23 protein-coding genes are annotated in these 26,770 nt (G+C 67.3%); 8 read left to right on the top strand and 15 right to left on the bottom strand.

From position 1 onward, the window contains the following. Positions 1-225: 225 nt before the first annotated feature. Positions 226-2,058, bottom strand: coding sequence for a GTP-binding protein (locus tag ABD231_RS04875; protein ID WP_344145567.1), 1,833 nt, complete (start codon positions 2,056-2,058; stop codon positions 226-228). A 192-nt stretch (positions 2,059-2,250) separates the two neighbouring features. Here ABD231_RS04875 and ABD231_RS04870 point away from each other — a divergent pair, with 192 nt between their 5' ends. Further along, entirely contained in the window at positions 2,251-3,321 is a 1,071-nt protein-coding gene (locus ABD231_RS04870; protein ID WP_344145565.1) for a serine hydrolase domain-containing protein, read from the top strand. Positions 3,322-3,551: 230 nt separating this feature from the next. On the opposite strand, the gene ABD231_RS04865 is transcribed toward ABD231_RS04870, so the two are convergent. The 3 genes from ABD231_RS04865 to ABD231_RS04855 form a co-directional block, all read right to left on the bottom strand. Next, complete coding sequence (locus ABD231_RS04865) at positions 3,552-4,358, bottom strand: uracil-DNA glycosylase (RefSeq protein WP_344145563.1); 807 nt, start codon at positions 4,356-4,358, stop codon at positions 3,552-3,554. A 49-nt stretch (positions 4,359-4,407) separates the two neighbouring features. Beyond that, entirely contained in the window at positions 4,408-5,574 is a 1,167-nt protein-coding gene (locus ABD231_RS04860; protein WP_344145561.1) for an amidohydrolase family protein, read from the bottom strand. Between the two features lie 121 nt (positions 5,575-5,695). Next, a complete protein-coding gene (locus ABD231_RS04855) occupies positions 5,696-7,084 on the bottom strand; it encodes an MFS transporter (protein ID WP_344145559.1) in 1,389 nt (462 codons plus the stop codon). A gap of 109 nt (positions 7,085-7,193) precedes the next feature. Between ABD231_RS04855 and ABD231_RS04850 the strand changes: the two genes are divergently transcribed. Beyond that, positions 7,194-7,769, top strand: a complete 576-nt coding sequence (locus ABD231_RS04850; protein ID WP_344145557.1) for a TetR/AcrR family transcriptional regulator — start codon at positions 7,194-7,196, stop codon at positions 7,767-7,769. A 111-nt stretch (positions 7,770-7,880) separates the two neighbouring features. Here the strand turns inward: ABD231_RS04850 and ABD231_RS04845 are convergent, their stop codons facing one another. Genes ABD231_RS04845 through ABD231_RS04820 form a run of 6 tightly spaced genes read right to left on the bottom strand, consistent with a single transcriptional unit; the run spans position 7,881 to position 12,622 of the window. Beyond that, the gene (locus tag ABD231_RS04845; RefSeq protein WP_344145555.1) at positions 7,881-8,801 is read right to left on the bottom strand and encodes a Ppx/GppA phosphatase family protein; all 921 of its coding nucleotides are present in this window, start codon (positions 8,799-8,801) and stop codon (positions 7,881-7,883) included. Between the two features lie 7 nt (positions 8,802-8,808). Continuing rightward, on the bottom strand, positions 8,809-9,291 hold the full coding sequence (locus ABD231_RS04840; RefSeq protein WP_344145553.1) for a DUF501 domain-containing protein: 483 nt from the start codon (positions 9,289-9,291) through the stop codon (positions 8,809-8,811). A 4-nt stretch (positions 9,292-9,295) separates the two neighbouring features. Then, a complete protein-coding gene (locus tag ABD231_RS04835) occupies positions 9,296-9,901 on the bottom strand; it encodes an FtsB family cell division protein (RefSeq protein WP_380154566.1) in 606 nt (201 codons plus the stop codon). A 1-nt stretch (position 9,902) separates the two neighbouring features. Then, on the bottom strand, positions 9,903-11,183 hold the full coding sequence (gene eno / locus ABD231_RS04830) for a phosphopyruvate hydratase (RefSeq protein ID WP_344145551.1): 1,281 nt from the start codon (positions 11,181-11,183) through the stop codon (positions 9,903-9,905). A gap of 39 nt (positions 11,184-11,222) precedes the next feature. Further along, the gene (locus ABD231_RS04825; protein ID WP_344145549.1) at positions 11,223-11,762 is read right to left on the bottom strand and encodes an RNA 2'-phosphotransferase; all 540 of its coding nucleotides are present in this window, start codon (positions 11,760-11,762) and stop codon (positions 11,223-11,225) included. Next, positions 11,759-12,622 carry a LysR family transcriptional regulator gene (locus tag ABD231_RS04820; protein ID WP_344145547.1) on the bottom strand — a complete coding sequence of 288 codons (864 nt, stop codon included), beginning with the start codon at positions 12,620-12,622 and terminating at the stop codon, positions 11,759-11,761. Before ABD231_RS04820 ends, ABD231_RS04825 begins: the two co-directional genes overlap by 4 nt. Before the next feature lie 66 nt (positions 12,623-12,688). Between ABD231_RS04820 and ABD231_RS04815 the strand changes: the two genes are divergently transcribed. Further along, a complete protein-coding gene (locus tag ABD231_RS04815; protein WP_344145545.1) occupies positions 12,689-13,135 on the top strand; it encodes a hypothetical protein in 447 nt (148 codons plus the stop codon). Between the two features lie 482 nt (positions 13,136-13,617). On the opposite strand, the gene ABD231_RS04810 is transcribed toward ABD231_RS04815, so the two are convergent. The 5 genes from ABD231_RS04810 to ABD231_RS04790 are packed head-to-tail and all read right to left on the bottom strand — an operon-like array spanning position 13,618 to position 20,211. Beyond that, entirely contained in the window at positions 13,618-14,661 is a 1,044-nt protein-coding gene (locus tag ABD231_RS04810) for a MazG family protein (RefSeq protein WP_344145543.1), read from the bottom strand. Positions 14,662-14,671: 10 nt separating this feature from the next. Continuing rightward, positions 14,672-15,298 carry a SurA N-terminal domain-containing protein gene (locus ABD231_RS04805; RefSeq protein ID WP_344145541.1) on the bottom strand — a complete coding sequence of 209 codons (627 nt, stop codon included), beginning with the start codon at positions 15,296-15,298 and terminating at the stop codon, positions 14,672-14,674. A 28-nt stretch (positions 15,299-15,326) separates the two neighbouring features. Further along, complete coding sequence (gene mfd, locus ABD231_RS04800) at positions 15,327-18,950, bottom strand: transcription-repair coupling factor (protein ID WP_344145539.1); 3,624 nt, start codon at positions 18,948-18,950, stop codon at positions 15,327-15,329. Positions 18,951-18,962: 12 nt separating this feature from the next. Continuing rightward, entirely contained in the window at positions 18,963-19,538 is a 576-nt protein-coding gene (gene pth, locus ABD231_RS04795; protein WP_344145537.1) for an aminoacyl-tRNA hydrolase, read from the bottom strand. A 43-nt stretch (positions 19,539-19,581) separates the two neighbouring features. After that, on the bottom strand, positions 19,582-20,211 hold the full coding sequence (locus ABD231_RS04790; RefSeq protein ID WP_344145535.1) for a 50S ribosomal protein L25/general stress protein Ctc: 630 nt from the start codon (positions 20,209-20,211) through the stop codon (positions 19,582-19,584). A 305-nt stretch (positions 20,212-20,516) separates the two neighbouring features. Here ABD231_RS04790 and ABD231_RS04785 point away from each other — a divergent pair, with 305 nt between their 5' ends. Genes ABD231_RS04785 through ABD231_RS04765 form a run of 5 tightly spaced genes read left to right on the top strand, consistent with a single transcriptional unit; the run spans position 20,517 to position 26,761 of the window. Further along, the gene (locus tag ABD231_RS04785; RefSeq protein WP_344145533.1) at positions 20,517-22,868 is read left to right on the top strand and encodes a choice-of-anchor M domain-containing protein; all 2,352 of its coding nucleotides are present in this window, start codon (positions 20,517-20,519) and stop codon (positions 22,866-22,868) included. Then, entirely contained in the window at positions 22,865-24,388 is a 1,524-nt protein-coding gene (locus ABD231_RS04780) for an anchored repeat ABC transporter, substrate-binding protein (RefSeq protein WP_344145531.1), read from the top strand. The genes ABD231_RS04785 and ABD231_RS04780 overlap by 4 nt, the downstream gene beginning before the upstream one ends. Further along, positions 24,385-25,155 carry a choice-of-anchor M domain-containing protein gene (locus tag ABD231_RS04775; RefSeq protein ID WP_344145529.1) on the top strand — a complete coding sequence of 257 codons (771 nt, stop codon included), beginning with the start codon at positions 24,385-24,387 and terminating at the stop codon, positions 25,153-25,155. The genes ABD231_RS04780 and ABD231_RS04775 overlap by 4 nt, the downstream gene beginning before the upstream one ends. After that, positions 25,152-25,898 (top strand): anchored repeat-type ABC transporter ATP-binding subunit, encoded by a 747-nt coding sequence (locus ABD231_RS04770; RefSeq protein ID WP_344145527.1) that lies wholly within the window; start codon positions 25,152-25,154, stop codon positions 25,896-25,898. Before ABD231_RS04775 ends, ABD231_RS04770 begins: the two co-directional genes overlap by 4 nt. After that, complete coding sequence (locus ABD231_RS04765; protein WP_344145525.1) at positions 25,895-26,761, top strand: anchored repeat-type ABC transporter permease subunit; 867 nt, start codon at positions 25,895-25,897, stop codon at positions 26,759-26,761. Before ABD231_RS04770 ends, ABD231_RS04765 begins: the two co-directional genes overlap by 4 nt. The last annotated feature ends 9 nt before the right edge of the window (positions 26,762-26,770 follow it).

Genomic DNA, 26,770 nt, shown 5'->3' with positions numbered 1-26,770 from the left:
AAATCCCTATCCGAACCGCAGTGTTGCGACAACCACCTGAATCCGCCTCGTTTACCGGCGGCACTCTTCGCACAGTCGAGGTGGGTTGTGGTTATGGCGCGTCGAGCGAAGCCACCGTGCGGCGGACCGCCATCACCGTCTATGTCCGCGCGGCCTCCCTGGTTCACGCTCAGCACGCCGGCCCGGCCGACTCGGGAACGGTTTGGACGGTGCTGCAGGTCCGGCTCAGCGCAGTGGGGCGTAGTGGTGTAGGTGGGCGTCTACTACGGCTAGGCCGTGGGCGGCGCCTACTAGTTCGTGGCGGAGGGCGTCTACGGAGCCGGTTCGGAGGTGGGCTTCTACTACGGCGGTGTCGTCGGTTGTGGTGGTGGTTTCGGGGATGGCGCCGTGGCGGGCTAGGACTTTGAGGACTTCGGAGATGGTGTCGGCGGGGAATTCGACGCGGAGGTGGTCGATGGGTTCGCAGATGGTGGTGCCGGCAGCGCGGACGGCTTCGGTTACTACCAGGGCCGTGGTGGCTCGGACTTCGGCGGGGCGGGGGGAGGCTGGTGGGTAGCCGGATTCGGTGAGGGTGAGGTGGACGTCGGTGACTGGCCAGCCGTGGGGGCCTGCGGTGAGGGGGTCGGTCAGATAGCCGAGGACGGCTTCTCGGAAGGCTTCGGTGGTGTTGTAGACGTGGAGTGGGAGGGAGCCGTGTTCGGCGGTGATGTCCAGGGTGATGCCGGTGCCGGGTGGGGCGGGCTCGACGGTGAGGCCCAGGGTTACTGGGTATTGGTGTTCGCCGTGGCGGAGGACGGCGTGCGCGCGGCCTGTGGGGCGTTCGATGCAGATGACGGAGGGTTGGCCGAGAGCAACCTCGATGCCGTATTCGGTGGCTAGGGTTTCGGCGATGACTTCTTGCTGCACCTTGCCGTAGAGGCTGACGTGGAGTTCGTCGTGCTGGACTCGCAAGGTGATCAGCGGGTCGATGTCGGCTAGCTCGGCGAGGGCTTGGTAGAGGTCGTTCTGGCGGGCGGGGTCCTTGGCGGTGATGGTGGATTGCAGAGCGGGTGGGCGGAAGTTCGGCGTCGGTACGCCGGTTGGCCGGGTACCGATCCAGTCGCCGATGCGGGCCTCGTCGAGGCCCTCGACCTGGATGATCTGGCCGGCGGTGGCACGAGCGGCCGGTACGGCGCCGCCGGGCTGATGCAGTTGCAGGGCGGTGACGGTGCCTTGGGCAACATGATCCCGTACGGCGAGGGAACCCGCGCGCAGGCGGATCGAGCAGAGGCGTGCCCGTTTGGCCGTCCGCTCGATCTTGAAAACCTGCCCGGCCGTCGGCCCGTCGATGTCACCGTCGGAGGAAGTGGGGAACAACCGCAGAATCGCGTCGGTCAACTCCGAGACACCGGCGAGGGTGCGTGCAGATCCGGAAAGGACCGGCGAGACAACACACCCGGAAGTGAGCGAGCGGAGACTGCGCCACAACCGGTCCGACGACGGTAGCCCGCCGTCGATCCACTCCTGCAGCAACAGATCGTCGTACCCGGCAAGGTCTGCGCAGAGCTGATCCAGGGAACCCAACGGGACGACGGATTCGGTGAGGTGACGCTTGATATTGGCAACAGTCCGCTCGACGTCCGCGCCCATCCGGTCGACCTTGTTGACGAAGAAGATCGTCGGCACGTTGAGGCGCTGGAGAGCGCGATGCAGGACGATCGTCTGCGCCTGGATGCCCTCGACGGCAGAGACGACCAGTACGGCGCCGTCGAGCACGGACAGGGATCTGTCCACCTCGGCGATGAAGTCAGGGTGACCCGGGGTGTCGACGATGTTGACCCCGACATCCGCGGCATAGAAGGTCGCTACCGCAGCGCGGATCGTGATTCCGCGCCGGCGCTCCATCGCCAGACTGTCCGTCTGCGTCGTACCGTCATCGACTCGGCCGCGCTCGGCGACAGCGCCGCCTAGTTGTAGCAGCGCCTCGGTGAGACTGGTCTTGCCGGCGTCGACGTGGGCCAGGACGCCCAGGTTCAGCCAGCGGCGCGGGACAGCGGTAGCAAGGGGTGTTCGATCCATGAAAGTCCTCGTGAGCAGTTGGAGTGGGGCAGCGTGCTCACGAGTTGGCGCATGGGTCGATTCACCTTTCCTGGTTAGTGGGAAAGGCCACCATGTTCGACCACTCCTCCGGGTGTCAACCGAATAATGACCGGGGAGAACTCGGGGCGTTCCCGGGTACTCGCCGCCGATCCGCCCGGACAGGGTGGGGGAATGAAGAGACTGGTAGGCATCACCGCACTCGCACTGATCGTTGCACCGCTGCAAGCTCAGGCAGCACCGAACGAGCTGCAACGCGGACTGGACGACGTCGTCCGTACGGCGGGCGTCGGAGCGCAGGTGGAGGTGCACGACCGGAAGTCGGTATGGCGCGGTCGCAGCGGTCTCGCCGAGGTCGGTACGACGCGCGCCGTACCACTGGATGGGCACTTCCGGATCGGCAGTATCACCAAAACGTTCCTGGCGACCGTGGTCCTGCAGTTGGTGGCGGAGAAGCGGCTGCGACTGGATGATCCAGTCGCGAAGTGGTTCCCGGAGATCGATGGCGTCACCGTGCGGCAGTTGCTGAACCACACAAGCGGCCTGTACGACGTCCTGTACACCCTGCCCCGACCGCCGCAGCCGGAGTTCTACGCGAACCGGTGGCGGACCTGGACCGCCGACGAGTTGATCCAGCGAGCACTCGCGAATCCGCCGACCGGTGAGCCCGGCGAGAAGTACAAGTACTCCAACACCAACTACCTGCTGCTCGGCGAGATCGTCGAGAAGGTGACCGGTCGTTCGTACGCCCGGCAGATCGAGCGACGCATCATCCGGCGGCTCGACCTCGAGCACACCAGCCTTCCGGGCACCACACCGCAGCTCCCGGAACCGCACGCGCACGCGTATGTTCCGAACCCGGATCGGACGCTACTCGACTACACCGAGATGAACCCGTCGCTGTTCGGTGCGGCCGGCGAGATGATCTCGACAACGCATGATCTCGACCGATTCATGACCGCTCTGCTCAGCGGGCGGCTGCTCCCGCCGTACCTGCTCAAACAGATGAAGACTCCGGGCACCAAGGACGGTCACTACGGCCTCGGACTAGCCTGGCGGGACACGACTTGCGGGATGCGTGCCTACGGCAACGATGGTGACGCACTGGCGTACCAAAGCTGGTCATTCACCACGGCAGACCTCCGCCACCGCGTCTCCCTGGTCCTCACCCCGAACTTCACCAGCGACTCCGACGACGTCGTAGATCCCTTCCTGGACAAGGCTTTCTGCGCTCAAAAGCCCTGACCACAGGCCCCCGCGTCCCCCCCCTCCCCGCACCCCAAAGGTGGCTCGCCTTCTCTTTGTGCACGAAGTGCAACTTTGGGAACCCACCGACCATTTTCGTGAGCTCGAAGTGGTTGGTGGGTTCCCAAAGATGAGCTGGACGCACAAAGAGCAGCGGAGGTGTTGGGGGATGGGGCACTGCTCTTTGGGGGGCTGGGCGAGGGCGCGGTGGGTGGGTGGTGGGGGTGGGGCTAGACGTTGGCTAGCTCGCGTGCGCGGCGCAGGATCGCGTCGAGCATGGGTTCGGTGAGTTTGCCGGTGAAGGTGTTCTGCTGGCTGGGGTGGAAGCAGCCGAGGACGGTCACCTGGCCGACCGGGACCTCGACGCCGTGACCGAACTTCGGGCGCGGTTTGGGGACGGCCGACCCAAGCGCGGTGAGCAGGGCGTCGTACCCGAACTTGCCGAGGCAGATGATGACGCGGGTGGTCGGCAGCACCAGTTCGAGTTCGCGGCGGAACCACGGGGCGCAGGTGTCGCGTTCGACGGGAGTGGGTTTGTTGGCCGGTGGGGCGCAGCGGACAGCGGCGATCATGCGGGTGGCGTGCAACATCAGGCCGTCCCCCGCATGCGTCGAGGTCGGCTGATTGGCGAGCCCGACCCGATGCAGGGCGGCGAACAGCCAGTCGCCGGACCGGTCGCCGGTGAAGACGCGGCCGGTCCGGTTACCGCCGTTCGCGGCCGGTGCCAGTCCCGCGATCACGATGCGCGGCTCGGCGGCACCCCAGCCGGGGATCGGGCGGCCCCAGTACGGCTGGTCGGCGAAGGACGCACGCTTGCTGTGGGCAACCTCTTCCCGCCACTCCACCAGTCGATCGCAGGCCCGGCAGACCGAGACCCGCGCCTCGAGCTCCGCCAGCTCAGCCACGGCCAACGAGCGCACCTCATCCGCCGACCGAGCAACCGCCGTACCGGGCGAAGCCGGGTCCTCCGGCCACCCGGTCCCAGGCGGGACCGGACTCTCGAACAGCTTCCCGGTCAACGGATGCGGCAACTCCACCCCTGCAGACTAACGGCGGGCGGTCGGCACCCGCGATGAGCCCGATCCGTCAGACCTTGATGCCGAACAGCTTCTCGGCGTTGCGGAACGCGATCTTCTCCTTGTCCGCCCGCGGAAGATCGACTGCCCGGAACCAGTCGGTCCCTTCTTTGATGCTGTCGATGAAGGGATAGTCGGTGGCGAACATCACGCGATCCACACTGATGTACTTGAGCAGGAGCTGGAGCAGGTCATCCTGGAAGAATGCGCTGGTGGTGAACCAGAAGTTGTCCTGGAAGTACTGCTCGAAGGGCTTCTCGAGCGAGTTCTCGGTCGGCTCGCCCATGTCGTTGGCGATCCGCTCGTAGTAGAACGGAAGGCCTTCCCCCATATGGCCGACGATGATCTTCAGTTTGGGGAATCTGTCGAAAACCCCGTACGCGATCATGCGGACGCATTGGATCAGCACCTCTTGGTGCCAGCCAAGTCCGGACCCACTGAAGATGTAGTCCTGGAACTCCTTCGTGTACTCCGACCGGGTCGTGCGGTAGTAGATGTCGTAGATCTCGTCGGCTGGATACCCGGGATGCAGGTAGATCGGCACATCGAGAGCTTCGGCACGTGCCAGCACAGGCTCGAAATCTGGATGATCGAGGTACTTCTTGGAGATGTGACCGTTGGTCAGTGCCCCCAGGAAGCCGTCTTCGCGCACCGATCGTTCCAGTTCGTCCGCCGCCGCCTCCGGACTCTGCAAGGGCAAGGTGGCGAATGCCTGGAAGCGGCCCGGGTGACTGGCCATCGGCCCCTCGACCAGCATCCGATTGAGGCGATAGGCAAAGTCGATCCCCTTTTTGCCAGGGACATTTTGTACGGACGGCGTATGCGCGGAGAGGATCTGAACATTGAGTCCCCCCTGGTCCATGTCGCGGATGCGGCGTGCGCCCAGATCCGCCAGACCGATTTCCGTGAGGAACGCGATGTGATCCTTGTTGAGGGAGTTCAGCTTCATCAGCTCGGGAGTCGAGAAGGTCTCTTCCGTGCCGATGAACTTCAGATCCTGGTCACGAAGTGCGAGGTCTTCTTTGGTGCGCGAGATTTGCGGGTCCTTCGTGTCGCCGTCGCGGGTCGCGAGTGCCGTTGCGGACATTCCGACGCCGGCGCCGAGTACGGCCGCGCCGGCGACAAACCCGCGGCGCCCAAGCAACCGTCGCGGTGGGTCTTGCTTGGTCGGTTCCATTCCGTCTGTGCTCCTTCGCTGGGATTGTGCAGATCACGCTCCCAGCTCCGCCCGCCCGAATCGTCCGCCCACGGATGACACTTCCCCGTACTCCGCACGGAGTACCGAGGGCCAAACTCGTTCAGACCAAAGCGTGAGCGGTACGGCGGGCGGTGGGGATCGCCAGCGCGAGTACGACGGCCGCCGCGGAGAAGGCGGACAGCAGGATGAACGTGTCGATGAACCCCGACTCCGCCGGAAGACCACCGGGCTGGAGATGACCGGTGATGATCGAGCCGGCCAGCGCCGTACCGATCGAACCGCCGATCGTGCGGATGTTCGCGTTCATGCCGGTGGCCGCGCCGGTGTGTTCGCGGGGCACGTTCTGCACGATCAGGCTGGTCATCGAGGCGTAGGCGAGGCCCAGTCCGATCCCGAAGATCGCGGTCGAGATAGCGACCTGCCAAGGCTGATCGTGGAACTCGGCGAAGGCCAGCGAGGCGACCAGACTCAGCGCCGAACCGCTGATGACCTGCAGTTTCACCGGAAAGTACGGCGCCACGTGGCCGCTCAGTGAGCCGGTCACGGCCATCGTCACGAGCATCGGGAGCATGAGCAGGCCGGCCTCCGACACAGTCGAGCCGAACCCGAAGCCGGCCGCCGTCGGGATCTGCATGAACTGCGGGACGAACGCATAGACCGCGAACATCGCCGCACCGAACAGCAGCGCGACCAGGTTGGTCGTCCACACGGCCGGGATCCGCATCACCCGCATGTCGATCAGCGGGTTCTTCGAGCGCAGTTCGACGGTGACCCAAGCAACCGCGAGTACGGCGGCCGCCGCGAACAGACCGATGGTGCGGAACGAACCCCAGCCCCACGAACGTCCGCTGCTCAACGGGAGCAGTAGCGCGATCAACCAGCTCGACAGCAGGACGGCGGCCAGCCAGTCGATCCGGCCGGGTGCGCGACTGGGTGATGCCGGGATGAAACGCCGTACCAGCACGATGGCGACGGTGATGACGGCCAGCGGGAGCCAGAACAGCCAGCGCCAGCCGAGGTTCGCCACGATCGGCCCGGCGAGCACGATCCCGAGCCCACCACCGGCGGCGATGATCGCGGACATCACGCCGACGGTCGCGGGGACCCGTTCGGTCGGGAACTCGTCGCGGATGATTCCGAACGCGAGCGGGAAGACCACACCGCCGATGCCCTGGATGACTCGGGCGGCGATCAGTACGCCGATCGTCGGGGCGAGGGCGGCGGCCAGACAGCCGACGGCCAGCGCGACCAGCCCGATCAGGAGCGTGCGGTCCTTGCCGTACATGTCGCCGACCCGGCCGAGCAGGGGCGTGGAGACCGAAACCGACAGCAGCAGAGCGGTGAACACCCAGGTCACGGTGCTCGAGGTGGTGTGCAGATCATGCTGGATCACCGGCAGCGCGGGGCTGACCAGTGACTGCAGCATCGAGAACGCGGCGACCACGGTGGCGAGCACCGCGAGCGTGAGCCGCGAGGAGTTTCCAGGCATGCCAAAGTCCTTCGAACGAAGTGTGGAGTTTCTCGGCCTGGTAAAGTCGAGGTATGCCTCCACTATAGCGGAGGGTTGCCTCCGGTATCAAGAATGAGAAGGTGCGGCCATGGCGACCGAGACCACCAGGCCCGCGCTCCGGGTCGACATCAAGCGGCCGCAGCGCGCCGACGCGCGGCGGAACTTCGACGCCCTGCTCGCCGCCGCCCGAGCGGCCTTCGCCGAGCGCGGCGTCGACGCCTCGCTCGAGGACATCGCCCGCCGGGCCGGCGTCGGCATCGGCACCCTGTACCGGAACTTCCCCGCTCGCCAGGACCTGCTGAACGCGGTCTACTTCGGCGAGATCGAGGAGCTGTGCATCGCCGCCGAGGAGGTCGCCGACCTCCCGCCGTGGGAGGCGCTGACCACCTGGCTGCAGCGATTCGTCGCGTACGTCGCGACAAAGCGCGCGCTCTGGGAGTCGCTGAACCGCGAGACAGCCAACTTCCAGGAGGCCCGCGAAGCGATGTACGCCGCCGGAACCCCGCTGTTCGAGCGCGCCCAGGCCGCCGGCGAAGCCCGGACCGACGTCTCCTTCGACGACCTGCTTCGCATGGTCAGCGGCCTCACCGGCGCCGGCTTCGTCGACAACGCCCAGCGCGACCGAGTCCTCCAGATCGCCCTGGACGGAGTCCGCGCCCGGTAACCCGTGCCACGGTAGGCGCGGACCCAGACGCCATCACAATTGCGGCCCGAGCACCCGCGCCACGCTCAGCCGCCGCGGCCCCGCGCATTTGTGATGGCCTGGGGGTTCGGGTCACAGCAATGAGAGTGCGACGCCGTCCAGGATGTCGTGTTCGGACACGATCACTTCGCCGACGGCCATCCGGTCGTACAGGCGTTGCAGGATCAGCGCGCCGACGCCGATCACGTCCACCCGGCCCGGGTGGATCGCCGGGTTCGTGACGCGCTCGGCCTTGGTCGACCGGGTTAGCCAGTACGTCGTCTCGCGCAGTTGCGGCCCCGAGATCCGGGCGTGGTGGATCCGCGCCGAGTCGTACTCGACCAGCTTCCCCACGACTGCAGCCACCGTGGTCACCGTCCCGGCAACCCCGATCAGCGCCCGCGCCGAGGTGATCGGCACGGAGGTCGAGTCCAGCAGCGCGTCGATGTCCTTGCCCGCGGCCGCCAACTCCGCAGCAGTCGACGGGTCGGCCTTGATGTGCCGCTCGGTCATCCGCACCGACCCGACATTCAGCGACTCCGCCGCGATCACCCCGGACGCGTCCCCGAGGATCAACTCGGTCGACCCACCACCGATATCCGCAACCAGATAAGGACCCAGTACGGCGAGTGCCGCCAGCCCGCCGGTCGCTCCGCGGAAACTCAACGAAGCTTCTTCCGCCCCGGTGATGATCTCCGGCTGCACCCCGAATCGCGCCGCGATCCCGGCGAAGAACTCGTCGCGATTACTCACGTCCCGCGCCGCCGACGTCGCCACGAACCGGGTCCGCGAAACCCCGGCCGCGCGGATCAGTTCGGCGTACTCGTCCGAGGCCTTGAAGACCCGCTCGAGCGCCTCGGGGGCGAACCGTCCGGTCGCGTCCACGCCCTGACCGAGCCGCACGATCTGCATCCGCCGATCGAGCTGCACGAGATCACCGTCCGCGCCCGCCTCAGCGATCAGCAGGCGGATCGAATTCGTGCCGCAGTCGATTGCGGCCACCCGCTCAGACACGACGTGCTCAAACACAAGGCCCCCGGCGACCCCAGTCCTGCAATGCGTCCAGCGCCTCGTCGCCGAGCGGGTTCACACCGCGCCCAGCGGCCAGCGAGTGGCCGGCCAGGACGTGCAGGCACTTCACCCGGGTCGGCATTCCGCCCGCGCTGATCCCGTCGATCTCGTCGACGTGCTCGATCGATTCCCGGTGCGCAAGGTAGGACTCATGCGCGGCGCGGTAGGCGGCAGCCAATTCGGGATCCGAGCCGAGCCGGTCGGTCATGTCCTTCATGACGCCCTCGGCCTCGAGCGTGCCGATCGCCGATGCGAGCCGCGGGCACGTCACGTAGTACGTCGTCGGGAACGGCGTGCCGTCCGGCAACCGGGGCTCGGTCTCGACCACGTCCGGCAGGCCGCAGCTGCAGCGGTGTGCGATGGACCGGATACCGCGCGCGGTCCGGCCGAGCTGCTTGCCGACGGCCTCGATGTCGTCGGGGCTGACGCTCAACGGTTCACCTTTCGGGCGAGGGGGTCAGGATCGGTTTCGGCGTCGGCTTGGCCGGCCGTTTCGTCGGTGCGGCCGGCGGCTTCCCGGCGCCCTCGACACTCCCCCACAACTTCGTGTACCAAACCGGCTTCGGTGCCTCGTCCCCCGGTTCGACCGGCGTCCCCGGCTCCGGCGGCGCCCCCACGGGCTTGCCGTCGGCACCGATCACGCGGTACCCGACCTCACCCGGCATCACCCAGCCGAGCCGCTGCCGCGCCTGCGCCTTCACGAACGCGTCGTCGTCCCAGCGGGAGATCTCGTCGTTCAGCTCCTTGACCCGCTTCTCGCGGTCGTGGATCTCCTGCTGCAACGCGGTGATCTGCTGGTGCTGGTCGAACCACACCCGCAGGCTCTGCGCGTACGAAACGATCAGTGCACCGAGCACGAGCAGTACGACGGCCGCCCGGCCGGTGAGGTTACGCGAACCCCGGGTCCGGACCGGGCCGGAGCCGGACGAAACCGCCGGACGGCGTTTCGGCTGGTCGCCCCGGCGGGCCGGTGGACGCGTCTGGGTACGGCTGGACGGCCGTGAACCTGGACGCGAGCCGGAATCCCGCCGGGACGTCGACATGTCAGCCCTGGTACCGCGGGAAGGCCGAACGACCCGCGTACGTCGCCGCGTCGTCGAGCTCCTCCTCGATCCGGAGCAGCTGGTTGTATTTGGCGGTGCGGTCGGACCGGGCCGGCGCACCGGACTTGATCTGGCCGCAGTTCGTCGCGACCGCGAGGTCGGCGATCGTGGTGTCCTCGGTCTCGCCGGAACGGTGGCTCATCATGCAGGTGAAACCGTTGCGGTGGGCCAGGTCGACCGCGTCCAGGGTCTCGGTCAGCGAACCGATCTGGTTCACCTTGACCAGCAGGCTGTTCGCCGACTTCTCGTTGATGCCGCGCTGCAGCCGCTCGACGTTGGTGACGAACAGGTCGTCGCCGACGATCTGGATCTTGTCACCGAGCTGGGCGCTGAGGTTCTTCCAGCCCTCCCAGTCCTCCTCGTTCAGCGGGTCCTCGATCGACACGATCGGGTACGACGCCACCAGGTCGGCGTAGTAGGCGATCATCTCGTCGCCCGACTTCTTGCCGCCCTCGAAGGCGTAGACGCCGTCGGTGTGGAACTCGCTGGCCGCCACGTCCATCGCCAGGGCGATGTCGGTGCCGAGCTTCAGGCCAGTCTTCTCGACCGCGACCGCGATCAGGTCGAGCGCCTCGCGGTTGCTGGCCAGGTTCGGCGCGAAACCGCCCTCGTCGCCGAGGCCGGTGGACAGGCCGCGCTCCTTCAGGACCGCCTTGAGCGCGTGGTAGACGCTCGCACCCTGCATCAGGGCGTCGCTGTACGTCGCGGCGCCGATCGGCGCGATCATGAACTCCTGCACGTCGACATTGCTGTCCGCGTGCGAGCCACCGTTCAGGATGTTCATCATCGGGACCGGCAGGACGTGCGCGTTCGGGCCGCCGACGTAGCGGAACAGGGGCAGGCCGGAGCTCTCCGCGGCCGCCTTCGCCACCGCCAGGCTGACACCGAGGATGGCGTTCGCGCCCAGCTTGGCCTTGTTCGGGGTGCCGTCCAGATCGAGCAGCGCGTAGTCGATCAGCCGCTGCTCGTGGACGTCGTACCCGACGATCTCCTTGTCGATGTCCTCGAGGATGGCCGTGACGGCCTTCAGGACACCCTTCCCGCCGTACCGGGCCTTGTCGCCGTCACGGAGCTCGACGGCCTCGAACTGACCGGTGGACGCACCCGACGGCACTGCGGCCCGGGCAACGGTGTCGTCGTCGAGGAGAACCTCGACCTCGACAGTGGGGTTGCCGCGCGAGTCGAGAATCTCGCGGGCGCCGACGGCCTCGATGGTGGCCACAATTGACTCCCAGGTTTCGATGACGAATCGGCTCCGAGCCTATCGTTGAGACCACCGAGCGGGGTGGACCGCGTCCACGATCGCATCCGCCGGGACCTCCCGAACCAGCAACACCCCGTTGGGCGCCCGATACACCGGCAAATTCTCAGGATCCACGGTCAAGAGCACGTCCACCTTGGTTCGCCGCCCCACCAGACTGTCCTGAGCGGGAGCCAAGTGCACATGCGTCCGCCGCCCGGACTTCAGCCCTTCACTCCGGATCACCGCCACCACACGTTCCGTAGTTCCGTGCCACAGCAGGTGATCCGGGTACACCCGTTCCCAACTGTTCTCCAAAGCTTCACGGGTGACCGGCATCCCGGCGAGCGAATGCCCCTGACAAGCCCGGATCCGCTCCCCGTCCACCTGCAACCGCCGCTTGTCGTTCACCTCGACCGCGCGGTCGAGGGCCCCGCGCTCCATCCCGACGACCTTCAGTACGTCGGCGATCGCGGCCCACCCGTCCGCGGTCATCGCGAGCCCGCGCTCCCCCGCGGTGTGCCTCAGCAGCCTCGACAAAGCCCGGCTGTCCGCGGTCATACCGACTTCCCCGGCGGTTGTCGGCTCGCGAGCAGCTCCTTCAGTTCCGCACCGCGATCGCCGCGCGACACCACGTAGTACCGGATCGGCGGGAGGTCCTTGACCGGGACCTTCCGCACAGCTCCCGACGTACGGACCGATCCGTTGACGACCGCCGGGCCGATCCCGAGCCGGACGAAGTGGACCAGCAACTCCCACCCCTCCGCCTCGACCGCCACCGACCACCGCACGCCCTGATCGAGCAGGGCACGCTCCAACTGCTCCCGATGCGGCCGCCCCTTCGGCGGTACGACGAGGGCTTCGTCCTGCAGGTCCTTCAGCCGAACCGACCGCCGTTCCGCCAGCCGGTGATCTGCCCGCGTGATCAACGTCTGCGGGAACTGTCCGAGCAACTCACAGTCGAGGTCGGTCGGCGGAACGCCGAGCGCGGTCACGCCGACATCCGCCGTACCGTCGCGCACCGCCTCCAACGTGCGTGCCGCATCGCCGGTGAGCAGCCGCAGCTCACGCCCCTTCGCGACGTAGCGCCGGATCGGCTCACCCAACAGGTAAAGATAGGCACCTGACCCGGCCGTCAACACGGTCGGCCGTGGCGACTCGATCCCCAGTGTGCGTAGGAAGTCCGTCGCCCGATCAGCCTCATCGTTAGCGAACAACGCGAGTCGCTCACCAGCATCCGTGAGCAGCAACGACCGCCCGCGCTTCACATACAGCTCGTGCCCCAGCCGCTCCTGCAGCTTCCGGATCCGCGTGTGCAACGCCGGCTGACTCACATGCAACTCGACCGCAGCCCGCGTGAAGTTCCGGTGCCGCGCGAACACCGCGAACACCCGCAGATCCTCAGCCACCAGAGTCATCATCAGAAACTATAGCTCTGTCGACAAATACTAGTTCTGCTGAAGAGCCCGAATCGGCACGCTGAATCCATGAACAGATTGGGTATCGACATCGGCCGAGTGATCATCAACGGCACCACAGGTCCCGGCGACACCTCGTTCTTCGCCGGCGACACCGCGGCCATGCTCCGAACTCCCGCCGTACCGGGTGCTTTCGATGCGATCGCCCGCCTGGTACCGCGTTTCGCCGACACCTGGCTGGTGTCCAAGTGCGGTCCGCGTGTGCAGCAGCGTTCGCTGGAATGGCTGCATCACCACGACTTCTTCCACCACACCGGCATCCCGGCCGACCACATCCGCTTCTGCCTGCGCCGCCCCCAAAAGGCCGACCACTGCGCCGACCTGTCCATCACCCACTTCGTCGACGACAAACCCGACGTGATCGCCGCCATCACCCCCGTGGTCCCGAACCGCTACCTCTTCAAGACCTGGCCCACCACCGAAGCCGCAATCCTCCGGTCCCTAACCCCTCGATAACCCACCACCCACCCCCTTGCTCCCACCCCACCCCACTTCACCTCGCCCTCACCCCACCAGCCGTCGCCCCCACCTCACCTCACCCTCACCCCACCTCGCCCTCGCCTCGCCCCCACCCCACTCCATGTCACCTCGCCCCCCACCTCGCCCCCAAAGAGCAGCCCTCCGTTCCCCGACAACCCCGCGGCTCTTTGTGCGCCCAGCTCATCTTTGGGAACCCACCAACCACTTCGAGCTCACGAAAATGGTCGGTGGGTTCCCAAAGTTGCACTCCGTGCACAAAGAGCAGGCGACCCACCTTTGGGTGGTCAGCGACGACTCGCGGGGCGAATCGGTGACCCAACGGTGGTCGAGGTGGTTAGCACCTCTCGGGGTGCGCGGACCGCTGGCACTCACCAAGTGGCGGATTGGGGCTCTGATGAACGCCCGCTGAGCGTGGGAGGCGGTGCGTCGCGGAGGTTGGTGAGTGGGGGCAGTCCGGGTCAGCTGGATTCGGCGGCGCGGATCTCGGTTGCGAGGTGCTGGAGGGTGGTGCGGAGAGCTTGTTCGGCGTCTACTCCGATGGCGCGGGACTCTTGGACGAGCGCGAGGAGTTGGGCGCCGATGCGGTCCTGGTCGGAGGTCGGGGCGGGGAGCTCGGTGGTGAGCTTGGACGCGCGGCCGAGGATTTTGTCGGCTAGCGCGAGAGCCGGGAGGGCGGTGGGGATGCCTTCCAGGACTGAGCTGCGCTGCTTTTCGGCGGCCTTGATGGATTCCCAGTTGGCCTCGACGGCGGCCGCGTCGGCGGCGTGGACCGTGCCGAAGACGTGCGGGTGGCGGCGGACGAGCTTCTCGACGATGCCGCCGGCCACGTCGTCGATGGTGAAGGCGTCGTCGTCCTCGGCGATGCGGGAGTGGAACGCGACCTGGAGCAACAGGTCGCCGAGCTCCTCGCGGAGGTGGTCGCGGTCGCCGGTGTCGATGGCTTCGAGGGTCTCGTAGGTCTCCTCGAGCAGGTATTTCGCCAGGCTCTCGTGGGTCTGCTCCTGGTCCCACGGGCAGTTGCGGCGGAGGCGGTCCATCACGCGCACGAGGTCGATCAGGCGGGCGCCCGGGACGTCGTACGAGCCGTGCAGGATCTCGACCTCGTACGGCGGGCGCGGCTCGGCGCTCAGGTGTTCCGCGACGAGGCGGAGCAGGCCGGGTTCGCCGTCCTCACCGATCAACCAGGCAACGCGTTGACCGGAAGCGGCGGCGTCCGACAACCACGCCCAGTGGTCGCCCACGACACCGGCGACCGCGGTCACGACGAAGCCCGAGCCCACGATCGCCTGCACGTCAGCGCGAGCCGGCCCGGCGGCGGCCTCGACCGCGTCGGCGCGGGACGGCAAGGCGGCAGCCTCGGCATCGGCGCGAGTGGGGCCTGCGTCGGCGCCGATTAGGTCGGCGCTGGACAGGGCCGTCCAGGCGACTCGGGTGAGGAGGCCCGGGGCGACCCGGGGGCTGGTCAGGACGACCGTGATCGACCCGCCGGGTGCACCTGACATCGACAGAACCTCAGCCCTGCGGCTGCTGCTGCTGTTGCTGCTGTGCCTCGGCGGCCTCGCGCTTGGCCTTGGCCTGCGCGGACTCCTCGGACAGCGAGCCGGAGATCGCGCCGTCGATGGCGCCGTCGGTCCACTTGCCGAAGCGCGGGGCGACGTTGACCTCGATGTTCTTCGAGGCGTCCTTGACCACGGTCAGGCCGGCCTTCTGGGCCTGCTGGACCTGCGGGTCGGTGACGCCGGTACCGCCGCCGAGCTTGATGGTCGCCACCGCGGTCGCGGCCACCTGGGCCAGGAAGTCCTTCGCCACCGGGTCGGACTCGAACTTCTGGTACGCCGCCGGGTCGCGGACCACGAGCTTCATCGCGGCCGCGGTCTCGGCGTCGCTGACGGTCACCGAACGCTGGTCGCGGACCTGCCGGACGAGCGCGTTGTTGACCAGCTCGCTGAGCGTCACCTTGGTCTCGAACGGCTGTCCGAGCGCGCCGGACACCGCGCGCGAGACCTTGTCGACGTCGCCGACGCTGATCTCGGTGTCGCCGACCACGGCCGCCGCGCCCGGGTGGGTCCCGGCCGCACAGCCGCTCGCCAGCAGCACCGTGGCCGCAACCACACCGAGAGCCTTAAGCGCTCTGCTCACCGAAATCTCCTCGCATCTCCAGTCGAAGTCACGCCGGTACCACGATCGGTTCGGCGATCACGTCGTCGATCAACCGGGTACACCATTGCAGCAGCTCCTGGTCGCGGAGCGGCTGGCCGCCGATCTGCCGGGTGGCAGGTCTCGGCACCAGGATCGTACGCAGTTGCGGCTTGACCAGACTCTTCGGGTACAGCCTGTTCAGCCGCAGGACCTTCGAGTCCGGCAGGTCCACCGGCCCGAACCGGATCAGATTGCCCTGCAGGGTGACGTCCTGCAACCCCGCCTGCCGGGCGTGGTTGCGGAACTTCGCCACCTCGATCAGGTTCAGCACGGCCTGCGGAATCTCGCCGTACCGGTCGTGCAGCTCCTCGACCAGCTCCGCGATCCCAGCAGCATCCCGTACGGCGGCCAGTCGCTGGTACATCTCGAGTCGCAGCCGCTGCGACGGCACGTAGTCGTGCGGGAGATGCGCGTCGATCGGCAGCTCGATCTTGACCTCGGGCTCCTCGGCCGGAGTGTCACCCTTGTACTCGGCGACCGCCTCGCCGACCAGCCGCACGTACAGGTCGAAGCCGACATCCGCGATGTGCCCGGACTGCTCACCGCCGAGCAGGTTGCCGGCGCCGCGGATCTCCAGGTCCTTCATCGCGACGGCCATACCGCCACCGAGATCGGCGTGCTGGGCGATCGTCGCCAGCCGGTCGTGCGCGGTCTCGGTCAGCGGCTTCTCCGGCGGGAAGAAGAAGTACGCGTACGCCCGCTCGCGACCACGACCCACGCGACCACGCAACTGGTGCAGCTGCGACAACCCGAGCAGGTCGGAGCGCTCGACGATCATCGTGTTCGCGTTCGAGATGTCGATCCCGGACTCGACGATCGTCGTACAGACGATGACGTCGGACTGCTTCTCCCAGAAGCCCTGGATGACCTGCTCGAGGGTGTGCTCGTTCATCTGGCCGTGGGCCACCGACACCCGCGCCTCGGGCACGAGCTGCCGGATCCGCGCGGCCGCCTTCTCGATCGTGTTCACCCGGTTGTGCACCACGAAGACCTGGCCCTCACGCAGCAACTCGCGCCGGATCGCCGCGGTCACCTGGCCCTCCTCGTAGGCGCCGACGAAGGTCAGCACCGGGTGCCGCTCCTCGGGCGGGGTCGCGATCGTCGACATCTCGCGGATGCCGGTGATCGACATCTCCAGCGTGCGCGGGATCGGTGTCGCGGACATCGTCAGTACGTCGACGGCCGTCCGCAACCGCTTGAGCTGCTCCTTGGCCTCGACGCCGAACCGCTGCTCCTCGTCGACGATGACGAGCCCCAGATCCTTGAACGCCACCTCGCCCGACAGCAGCCGGTGGGTTCCGATCACGACATCGATCGACCCGTCGGCCAGCCCGTCGAGCGTGCCCTTGGCCTCCTTGTCGGTCTGGAACCGCGACAGCGGCGCCACGTTGACCGGGAAGGCGGCGTACCGCTCGGCGAAGGTCGCGTAGTGCTGCTGGACGAGCAGCGTGGTCGGCACCAGTACGGCGACCTGCTTGCCGTCCTGAACCGCCTTGAACGCAGCCCGTACGGCGATCTCCGTCTTGCCGTAACCGACGTCACCACACACGATCCGGTCCATCGGCATGATGCGCTCCATGTCGCGCTTCACGTCGTCGATCGTGGCCAGCTGGTCCGGCGTCTCCACGAACGGGAACGCGTCCTCGAGCTCACGCTGCCACGGAGTGTCCTTGGCGAACGCGTGTCCCTTGGTCGCTTGGCGCGCGGCGTACAGCTTGATCAACTCGCCGGCAATCTGCTTGACCGCCTTGCGCGCCCGGCCCTTGCGCTTGGCCCAGTCGCCGCCGCCCATCTTGTCCAGGCTCGGCTGCTCACCGCCGACGTACCGCGTGACCTGGTCGAGCTGGTCGGTCGGCACATACAGCCGGTCGCCCGGTTGACCGCGCTTACTCGGGGCGAACTCGATGACGACGTACTCGCGGGTGGCCTTCTGGGTGCCCGTCCCGACGGTGCGCTGCATCATCTCGACGTACCGGCCGACGCCGTGCTGCTCGTGGACGACGAAGTCGCCGGGCTGCAGCTCCAGCGGGTCGACCGCCTTCTTCCGCCGGCTCGGCATCCGTTGCTGGGAACGGCGTTCGGCCGCGGACCGCTGCCCGGCCAGGTCATTCTCGGTCAGTACGGCGAACTTGATGCCCTCGGCAATGAACCCGTGATCGAGCTGTCCCTGCGAGATCAGTACGACGCCCGGCTCGGGGACCGTGTCGATCCCTTCGACCGCCCGGGCCGCGACCTCGGCCTCGGACAGCAGCTCGGCCAGTCGCTGTGCGGGGCCGTGTCCTTCGGTCACGCAGACAACGCGCCAGCCGTCGCGCAACCAGCCACGGATGTCCTCAACCGCAGCCGCCGTCTCACCGCGGTACGGATCGACCTCGTGCGCCGCGACCGCCCGGCTGGACACCGCACCGGAGTCGGTGTCGATGTCGAACGAGACGCGCGCACCCATCGAGTCGCGCAGCTCCGGCTCGTCGGTCGGCGCCGCGGAGAACGGCGACAGGCTCCACCACGCCAGGCCCTTGCCCAGTGCATGCGACCGGACGTCACCGAGCGAGACGTACGCCGCTGCGCCCAGATCGATCGGCGCCTCACCGCCACCAGCCGCGGCCGCCCAGGACGCCTCCAGGAACTCCTGGCTGGTCGCCACCAGGTCGTGGGCCCGCGCCCGCACCCGCTCCGGATCGCTCACCACAACATGCGTCCCGGCCGGCATCAGGTCGACCAGCAGCTCCATGTGGTCGACCAGAACCGGAGCCAACGACTCCATGCCCTCGACCGCATGCCCCTCGGCGAGCTTCTCGAACAGCTCAGCCAGCTCCGGGTGCTCCTTGGCCAGTACGCCGGCGCGCGCCCGCACCTCGTCGGTCAGCAGCAGCTCGCGACACGGAGGAGCCCACAGACCGTGCTGAGCGATCTCCAGGGACCGCTGGTCGGCGACTGCGAAGTACCGGATCTCCTCCACGTCGTCACCGAAGAAGTCCACCCGCAGCGGGTGCTCCTCGGTCGGCGGGAACACATCGATGATGCCGCCGCGGACCGCGAACTCACCACGCCGCTCGACCAGGTCAACCCGGTTGTACGCCGCTCCGGCCAGCCGCTCGGTGACATCGGCCAGCTCGACCGTGTCGCCGACATGCAACTGCACCGGCTTGAGGTCAGCCAGCCCCGCGACCTGCGGTTGCAACACCGACCGCACCGGCGCGACCAGGATCTTGATCGGCCCGGTCGTCTCGTCCGACGGATCCGGGTGCGCCAGACGCCGCAGTACGGCGAGGCGTCGGCCGACCGTGTCCGAGCGCGGCGACAGGCGCTCGTGCGGCAGCGTCTCCCAGGCGGGGTAGTAGGCGACCGAACCAGGCTCGACCAGGCACTGCAGCGCCTCGGTCAGCTCCTCGGCCTCACGGAACGTCGCCGTGACCGCAAGCACCGGGCGATCCGCACCGCGCTCGGCCGCGAGAGCCGCCAGCAGGACCGGCCGGATCGGGCCGGGAGCCGCCAGGTCGAGGGCCGTGACCACCTCGCCGCGGGCATCACGAACGGCCTCGGCCACCACCGGATCGGTGACCAGGGTGTCGACCAGACCGCTGAGTTTCACGAGGAGCCCATTTCAGGAGTTGTACAAGCCTTGGGTTGTTTCGAGGCCCGCCGTCATCAGTGATTCCACGGCGTCCGCGGTCCGGTCCACGGCGAACGGAAGATCCTTGCGCTCGGTCGAGGAGAACTCGTTGAGGACGAAGTCGGCGGGACTCTGCCGGCCCGGTGGACGACCCACACCGAACCGCACTCGATAGTACTCACCGGTGCCAAGCGATTTCCGCAGCGATTTGAGCCCGTTGTGTCCGTTGTCGCCGCCGCCGAACTTGCAGCGCAGCACCCCGAAGTCGATGTCGAGCTCGTCGTGCACGGCGATCAGGTTGGCCGGGTCCACCTTGAAGAACTTCAGCAGGCCGGACACCGGTCCGCCGGACTCGTTCATGTACGACCGGGGCTTGGCCAGGATCGTGCGGAGCCCGCTGATCCGGGTCTCGATCACCTCGGCCTTGACCTGCTTGTGCTGCTTGAACGTGCTGCCCGTCCGGGCCGCCAGCTCGTCGGCCACCAGGTGCCCGATGTTGTGCCGGGTCCGGGCATACGAAGGGCCGGGATTCCCCAGTCCGACGACCAACCACACGTCGTCCGCCACGGATCCCGGCCCTCCTGAAACTGTTGCTGCTGTCGGCCGCAGACTACTCGGCGGCGGCAGCCACCGGCTCGGCGGCAGCCTCGGTGGCCTCGGCGCCCGGCGCGGCGGCCAGGTCGGCCTCCAGCTCCTCGGCCGTGGTACCGGTGGTGATGTTCACGATCAGGGTCTCCGGGTCGACGGCCAGCGTCGTCCCGGCCGGGAGCTTCAGGTCGGAGGCGTGGATCGCCGTACCGGCGTCGAGGCCCTCGATGGAGACGGTGACACCGTCCGGGATGTGCGTCGCCTCGGCCTCGACCAGGACCGTGGCGTTCTCGAGCACGACCAGGGTGCCGGAGACGGCCTCGCCCTCGACGTGCACGGCGATCTCGACCTCGACCTTCTCACCGCGCTTCACGATGACCAGGTCGACGTGCTCGATGGTGCCCTTCAGCGGGTCGCGCTGAACCTGCTTCGGCAGCGCCAGCAGGCTCTCGCTACCGGCCACCTCGATCAGCAGCAGGGCGTTGGCGGTCTTCAGCGCCAGCATGGTGTCGTGACCAGGCAGCGTGATGTGGACCGGGTCCGTGCCGTGGCCGTAGAGAACGGCGGGCACCTTGTTGTCCCGGCGGATTCGGCGGGCAGCACCCTTGCCGAACTCCGTGCGCGATTCGGCTTGGATCTTGACCTCGGCCACGAGATGAACTCCTCAGATGCGTTGCGGTGATCTGTTGACTGGCTGAAACTCGGCTGCGGCCTCAGCGGGCGCCTGCTGACACCGAGAAGGCATCAAGCAACGAACCACCGCGTCGATCACGGAGCCGCGCCCATCAGTTCTCGGGGGGCGTCCCTCGCCGAGGCAACCTCAACAGTCTACCCACGCAGGCGCTCAGACAGGAAATCCGGGTCCCCGGCCGCGGAGCACGACTTTTGACCGCCATCCAGGCGGGAAACGATCGACTCTAATGAAAATGATTGTCGATTCAGATAAAGTCCGCAGCTGTGACCGCCACTCACTCCCGTCCAGCGCTGCTGTCTGCCCTCCTGAGCCTCACCCTCGGCCTCCTCTGCCTGCTCGTCCCCTGGACTGCGGGGGCCGCTCCAGCCCCCGAGGTGCTGCGCGCCGTCCACACCGACGTCCTCCACACGACGTACGACGGGGGCGCACTGAAGTTGGCCACCCGGATAGGCACCGGCACGTACCGGGAGGCCGATCCGGCCGGCCTGATCTTCAACCTGGAGGACCGCGGCTCGGCCCGCGTCGAACTCCCCGACCTCCCGGCCTTTTCCTTCCTGGGCACACCAGGCAGCACCGTCTGGATGGCGCCCGAATCCCAGGACCCCGACCTCATCTGGCCCGGCTGGGACACCGAAACGATCCCCGCGGGCGCACTACGTGACGACACCGTCGACCTGACCCTCCTGGGTGTTGACGGCCCAGGCGCCGTCGAGGTCTTCGCCAACTACGACGAGTTCACCGGCACGGTCCCCCGCATCTTCAGCTCGGTAGACCCCGCCTACAAAACCCTCCACCAGCCCGTAGGCCGCCACGTCCACGCCAACTGGTCCTTCGCCGCCCAAGGCACCTACCACCTAACCTTCGGAGCCACCGCCGTAACCCCAACCGGCACCCCCGTCACATCAGGCCCCATCACCTACACCTGGGCAGTAGGCCCCTACGAGCCGGTGACCGAACCAACGCCGACTCCGACAGCGACTCCGTCCAGTACGCCGCCGACGACTCCGCGGCCGTCGACCCCGCACCCCACGACGCCGTCACCCAGTACGCCGTCCTGCGTCACCACGGTGCTGTCGGTCGGGCACGTGGATGTCGCCGCTCGTACTGTCGGCGACCGGCTGCGGTTCCAGGTGAAGGACGGCACCCGCGGCACCCCGGTATGGCGCGACCCGGCAACCGTCGCGTTCCAGGTGAAACCCGAAGGCGCCGAGACCGTCCCCGCCGACCCGAGATACCGCTTCCTGGGCACCCCAGGCGCAACCATCTGGCAAATCCCCCAAACCCAGTCCGACAACCTCCTCTGGGCCGGCTGGAACACCGAGTCCGTCGACTACACCACCCTCAACGGCCCAGTCCGCTGGTCCCTCGACAAGGTCCAAGGCCCCGGCAAACTAGCGATCTTCCAATTCGACCAATTCGGCGCCCCACTCATCTCTTTCGACAGCAGCAAGCACCTCCCCCAGTCCATCCCCCTGGCAGCCCCCACCCACGCCCACGGCAACTGGGCCTTCACCCACCAAGGCCTCTACCGCCTCACCTTCACCTACACAGCCACCACCAAGACCGGCAAACACCTAACCGACACCGCCACCCTCCCCGTAGTAGTAGGCACCAACCTCAAACCCCTCTGCCCCACCAACCCACCCACCACCACGACCACGCCAACGTCGTCACCCACAACCCACCCCACCAGCACTCCGCCGCCCACGCGGAAGCCCACACAGCGCCCCACCTCACCGGTCGAGCACTCGGCAACCGCATCCACCACCGTGTCGGCGTCCAGCACCCCGAAGCCCTGCATCACCACACCGCCACCCGCCGTAGCCCCCAGTACGCCGACCGCGTCCACCACCCAGCCCGCGACCACCGGTACGACGCTCTCGAGCGGTCACGCGGACTACGCCGTACGACTGGTTGCCGGTGCACTGCAGTCGCGCATCAAGGACGGCACCAAGTCCGGTACGCCGGTCTGGCGTGACCCGGCCGCGGTCACCATCCGCCTCACCTCAGCAGCCGGTACCACCTCCCCCGGCGGCGCCTTCAGCTTCCTGGGCCCCAAAGGCACCCCCGTCTGGCAAATCCCCCAGACGCAGAAAGAAGGCGTCATCTGGCTCGGCTGGAACACCGAAGAACTCAAACCCGGCCAGATCCCAGGCAACGCAGTCACCTGGCGCCTTGACAAGGTGACCGGCCCCGGCCGCGTCTCCGTCTTCGAGTTCAACTCCTTCGGCCAGCCCCAAATCATCTTCAACTCCGCCGACGGTCTCCCCGACACCTACAGCATCCCCATCGGCACCCACGCCCACGGCAACTGGTCCTTCACCAAACCAGGCACCTACAACCTCACCTTCACCCACTCCACCCCCACCGCCCACACCACCTCCACCCTCAAGGTCGTAGTAGCCCCCACCGGCGGAGCCCGCTCCCTCCACCTTGAGCACGGTTCGACCACGCAATCGGCCACCGAGCGGTTGGTGGGTGCACGAGGTGCGGGGTCGGGGTGCAGGCTGGCGGCTACCGGGGCCGACGTACCGGTTGGGTGGTTTGTGGCGGCTGGGTTGTTCATCCTGCTCGGCACCGGCCTGCTGGTTGTGTCGAAGCGAGGCACGAAGTGAAGCGGGCTATCGCGGCAGCGACGGCATTGGCGTTGCTCACCGGGTGCAGCACCACGGCAGCAGGTAGCGACGGGAAGCTGAACGTCGTCACCACGACCGAGATCTTGGCTGATCTTGTGCAGCAGGTCGGCGGCGACCGGGTGGCGGCGACGAGTCTGGTTCCGCCCGGGGGCGACCCGCATTCCTACGAACCGACCCCGGCGGACGCGAAGCGCGTGGCCAAAGCCGACGTCACGTTCACGAATCACCTGCTGCTCGAACCGCAGAGCCTCATCAAAACCATCGACGCGAACGCCGCCAAGGACGCGCCCAACGTCTCCCTCGCCGAAGCGGCCGAGTCGTACGGCGCGCATGTCATCCCGCTCGTGGAGAACATCGGGCTCGACGTCCTCTGGCTAGGACTCCGCGTCCGCGGTACCGGCAAACAACGCGGTGCCACCAGAACGTCGTCAGTCCAACTAGCAGCCACCAAGCTCGACGGCCCCGGTCAACTGGTTGCCTACCTGACCGAATCACTCGGCCAGCCGGACCGCTACTTCGACTCCACAGACGGCCTCGACAAAGCCGACAGTACGACGCTCCCTCCCGCCGCGCACACGCATCTCAACTGGGCGTTCACCAAGCCGGGCATCTACCACCTCACCCTCAAAGGGGCCCTCGACAACAACGACGGCAAACTCCAACCCCTCGGCCAAGGCACCTTCACCTTCGCCGTCGGCGTAGACCCACACTCGGTGAAGGGCAAGACGACAGTCCTCGACGACGGCCACACCGACCTCACCGTCGACCTCGACTCCGGCCAGGTCTACGCCTACTCAGACGCCAAGAAACCCGGCGCGCAGACCCAAGTCCCCGCCGCCAACGTAGTCATCGACGTACCGAACAAGGCCCTGGTCCCCATCCCCGACGACCCGAGATTCGCCTTCCTCGGCAAACCCGGCATGCAGATCCACCAACTCCCGCAAGCCGTCCTCGGCAAACACGTCCACGGCGAGATCGACCCCCACCTCTGGGAGGACGTCGCCAACGCCAAGGCCTACGTGCAACTGATGCGCGACACCCTCAGCTCCAAGGACCCGGCCGGCAAGCAGACCTACGAGGCCAACACCACCACATACCTACGAAAACTCGACGAGCTCGACGAATACCTCCGTACGACGCTCGCCACCATCCCGCCGGATCGTCGCCAACTCATCACCACGCACGACGCATTCGGATACCTAGCCTCGGCGTACCAGATGACCGTCGCCGGCTTCGTCGTACCGAACCCAGCCCAGGAACCAAGTGTCGAGCAGGTGCGCAAACTCTCCGACACGATCCGCAATCTGAAGGTCCCAGCCGTCTTCACCGAACCGAACCTCGCCCAGCGCGCATCCGTCCTGATCCAGGTCGCCCGCGACCAAGGCGTCCAGGTCTGCTCGCTGTACGGCGACGCGTTCGACGACCACGCAAGGACCTATGTCGACATGATGCGCCACAACGCCGACGAGCTGAAGCGCTGCCTGGGAGACCACCGATGAAACTCCTCGCCGCTCTCCTCCTCGCAGTTGCCCCACTGGCCCCCACAGCCGATCCAGTTGTCATCAGCAACGGTCACGTCGACCTCGGCCCGAAGTTCGTCGACGGTCGGTGGACGGTTCAGCTCCGCGACGACACCACCGACCCCGCTACCTGGCGCGACCTGGACACGGTCGTCCTCCAAGCGACCGGCAAGGCGAAGATCGCCGTACCGGCCGATCCGGCGTACCAGTTCCTCGGCAAGCCCGGCCAGTCGATCTGGGTCATCCCGCAAGTCCAGCAAGAAGGAATCGTCTGGCCGGGCTGGAACACGCAGGACGCCGAAGTCGCCACCAGGGTTGACCGCGAGGTGACCTGGTCGCTGGAAGGTGTGCGCGGTCCGGGCGCGTTCACGCTGTTCCTCAACTCGGACTTCGGTAAACCGCAGCCCGTCTTCGACAGCCGCAAACCGTTCCCGCAGCAGACCGGGATCGACGTCAACACTCATGTCCACGGCAACTGGACTTTCGATGCCCAAGGCACCTACCTGCTCGACGTCGCGATGACCGCCAAACTGACGGACGGCACCTCGGTCACCGACCGCCGCACCCTCCGCATCCACGCCGGCGAGGGAGACCCCCGTACGGCGTTCGCCACGCCGACGCCGATACCGGCCGCCAGCGCGACACCCCAGGAGGGCCAACGGATCGAGCTGTGGTGGTTCATCGCCGGCGCGGCCGTCCTTGTCCTCGCCACCACCGGCTTCGTCGTGATCAGGAGGCGCACATGACCGTCCTCACCATCACCGGAGTCGCCGTCGAGCTCGGCGGCCGCGAGGTCCTCAACGACGTCTCCCTCACCATCGCAGCCCGGGAACACGTCGGCCTGATCGGCCCGAACGGCGCCGGCAAGACGACCCTCCTGCGCTCCCTGCTCGGACTACTCCCCATCACCGCCGGAACCATCACCATCGACGGCAAGACACCAACCGAGGCACGCGGTTCGATCGGCTACGTTCCCCAGCGCCACGAGTTCGTCTGGGATTATCCCGTCCAGGTCCGAACCGCCGTAATGACCGGTCGCACGCATCGCATCGGCTGGCTGCGCAGACCGGGTCAGGCCGACCGCGACGCCGTACAAGAAGCTCTTGAGCGCGTCGATCTCACTGACCTCGCCAGTCGACCAATCGGCGAGCTATCTGGGGGCCAACGGCAACGAGTCCTGGTCGCGCGCGCACTAGCGCTCAAACCGAGCCTGCTATTGCTCGACGAACCGTTCACCGGTCTCGACGTACCGACGCAGGAGATTCTCACGCGGTTGTTCAAGGACCTCACCGCCGAGGACACCGCGATCCTGATGACCACGCACGACCTCCCGGCCGCAGCCGACACCTGCCACCGGCTCTGCCTGCTCAACGGCACGGTCGTTGCCGACGGCACCCCGGACGAGCTGCGGGACCCGGCGATCTGGCTGCGGGCCTTCGGGGTCGCGCGGTCCGAGCAGCTCCTGCACAGCTTGGGAGTGGCCCGATGATCGAGTTCTTCACCGAGCCGTGGACGCATGTGTTCATGCAGCGCGCGTTCCTCGTCGTACTGATGTCCGGCATCGTCTGCGGCGTCATCGGCACCCACGTCGCCCTGCGCGGGATGGCGTTCATCGGGGACGCGGTCGCGCATTCGGTCTTCCCTGGCATCGCGATCGCGTTCGTGCTGAAGACCAGCCTCGTTCTCGGCGGCATCGTCGCCGGTCTGATCACCGCGCTGTCGGTGGCTGTCTTCTCGCAGAACCGGCGACTCAAGGAGGACACTGTGATCGGCGTGTTCTTCGCGGCCGCGTTCGGTCTCGGCATCGTCGTGATGAGTACGGCGCCCGGGTACGGCGGTTCGCTCGAATCGTTCCTGTTCGGTTCGGTGCTCGGGATCGGCAACGCGGACGTGATCACGGTCGCGATCGCGGGCGCCGTACTGCTGCTGATCACCGGAGCGCTGCACAAGGAGTTCGTCACGGTCGGTCTGGATCGCGAGACTGCGCGGTCGGTCGGGCTGCCGATCTTCTGGCTGGACCTGGCCATGTACGCGATGGTGACGGTCGCGATCGTGATCTCGATCCAGGCCGTCGGCAACATTCTCGTGCTGGCGCTGCTGATCACCCCGGCCGCCTGTGCCCGCCTGCTCACCGACCGGATCGGCGTGATGATGGTGATGGCGCCGGTGATCGGCGCCGTCTCCGGCCTGACCGGTCTCTACCTGTCCTACGCCTTCAACCTTGCCGCCGGCGGGTTGATCGTCCTCACCGCCACCGCGGTGTTCATCGCGTGCTGGGTGTTCGCGCCCCGGCACGGTCTGCTCTCCCGCCGTACCTCACGTACGGCGGCAGTGGTTTCCGCCAACCCCTGAAAGGTCTAA

The sequence above is a fragment of the Kribbella yunnanensis genome (assembly GCF_039529655.1).
Classification (GTDB): Bacteria; Actinomycetota; Actinomycetes; order Propionibacteriales; family Kribbellaceae; genus Kribbella; species Kribbella yunnanensis.
Note: the sequence above shows the minus strand (reverse complement) of the source record. Positions and strands in the feature narration are given on the sequence as shown.

Bases quoted from the DNA above. Each gene is read 5' to 3' on its own strand.
- ABD231_RS04875 (WP_344145567.1), bottom strand. From the start codon at position 2,058: ATGGATCGAACACCCCTTGCTACCGCTGTCCCGCGCCGCTGGCTGAAC.
- ABD231_RS04870 (WP_344145565.1), top strand. From the start codon at position 2,251: ATGAAGAGACTGGTAGGCATCACCGCACTCGCACTGATCGTTGCACCG.
- ABD231_RS04860 (WP_344145561.1), bottom strand. From the start codon at position 5,574: ATGGAACCGACCAAGCAAGACCCACCGCGACGGTTGCTTGGGCGCCGC.
- ABD231_RS04855 (WP_344145559.1), bottom strand. From the start codon at position 7,084: ATGCCTGGAAACTCCTCGCGGCTCACGCTCGCGGTGCTCGCCACCGTG.
- ABD231_RS04850 (WP_344145557.1), top strand. From the start codon at position 7,194: ATGGCGACCGAGACCACCAGGCCCGCGCTCCGGGTCGACATCAAGCGG.
- ABD231_RS04835 (WP_380154566.1), bottom strand. From the start codon at position 9,901: ATGTCGACGTCCCGGCGGGATTCCGGCTCGCGTCCAGGTTCACGGCCG.
- ABD231_RS04825 (WP_344145549.1), bottom strand. From the start codon at position 11,762: ATGACCGCGGACAGCCGGGCTTTGTCGAGGCTGCTGAGGCACACCGCG.
- ABD231_RS04820 (WP_344145547.1), bottom strand. From the start codon at position 12,622: ATGATGACTCTGGTGGCTGAGGATCTGCGGGTGTTCGCGGTGTTCGCG.
- ABD231_RS04815 (WP_344145545.1), top strand. From the start codon at position 12,689: ATGAACAGATTGGGTATCGACATCGGCCGAGTGATCATCAACGGCACC.
- ABD231_RS04810 (WP_344145543.1), bottom strand. From the start codon at position 14,661: ATGTCAGGTGCACCCGGCGGGTCGATCACGGTCGTCCTGACCAGCCCC.
- ABD231_RS04775 (WP_344145529.1), top strand. From the start codon at position 24,385: ATGAAACTCCTCGCCGCTCTCCTCCTCGCAGTTGCCCCACTGGCCCCC.
- ABD231_RS04770 (WP_344145527.1), top strand. From the start codon at position 25,152: ATGACCGTCCTCACCATCACCGGAGTCGCCGTCGAGCTCGGCGGCCGC.
- ABD231_RS04765 (WP_344145525.1), top strand. From the start codon at position 25,895: ATGATCGAGTTCTTCACCGAGCCGTGGACGCATGTGTTCATGCAGCGC.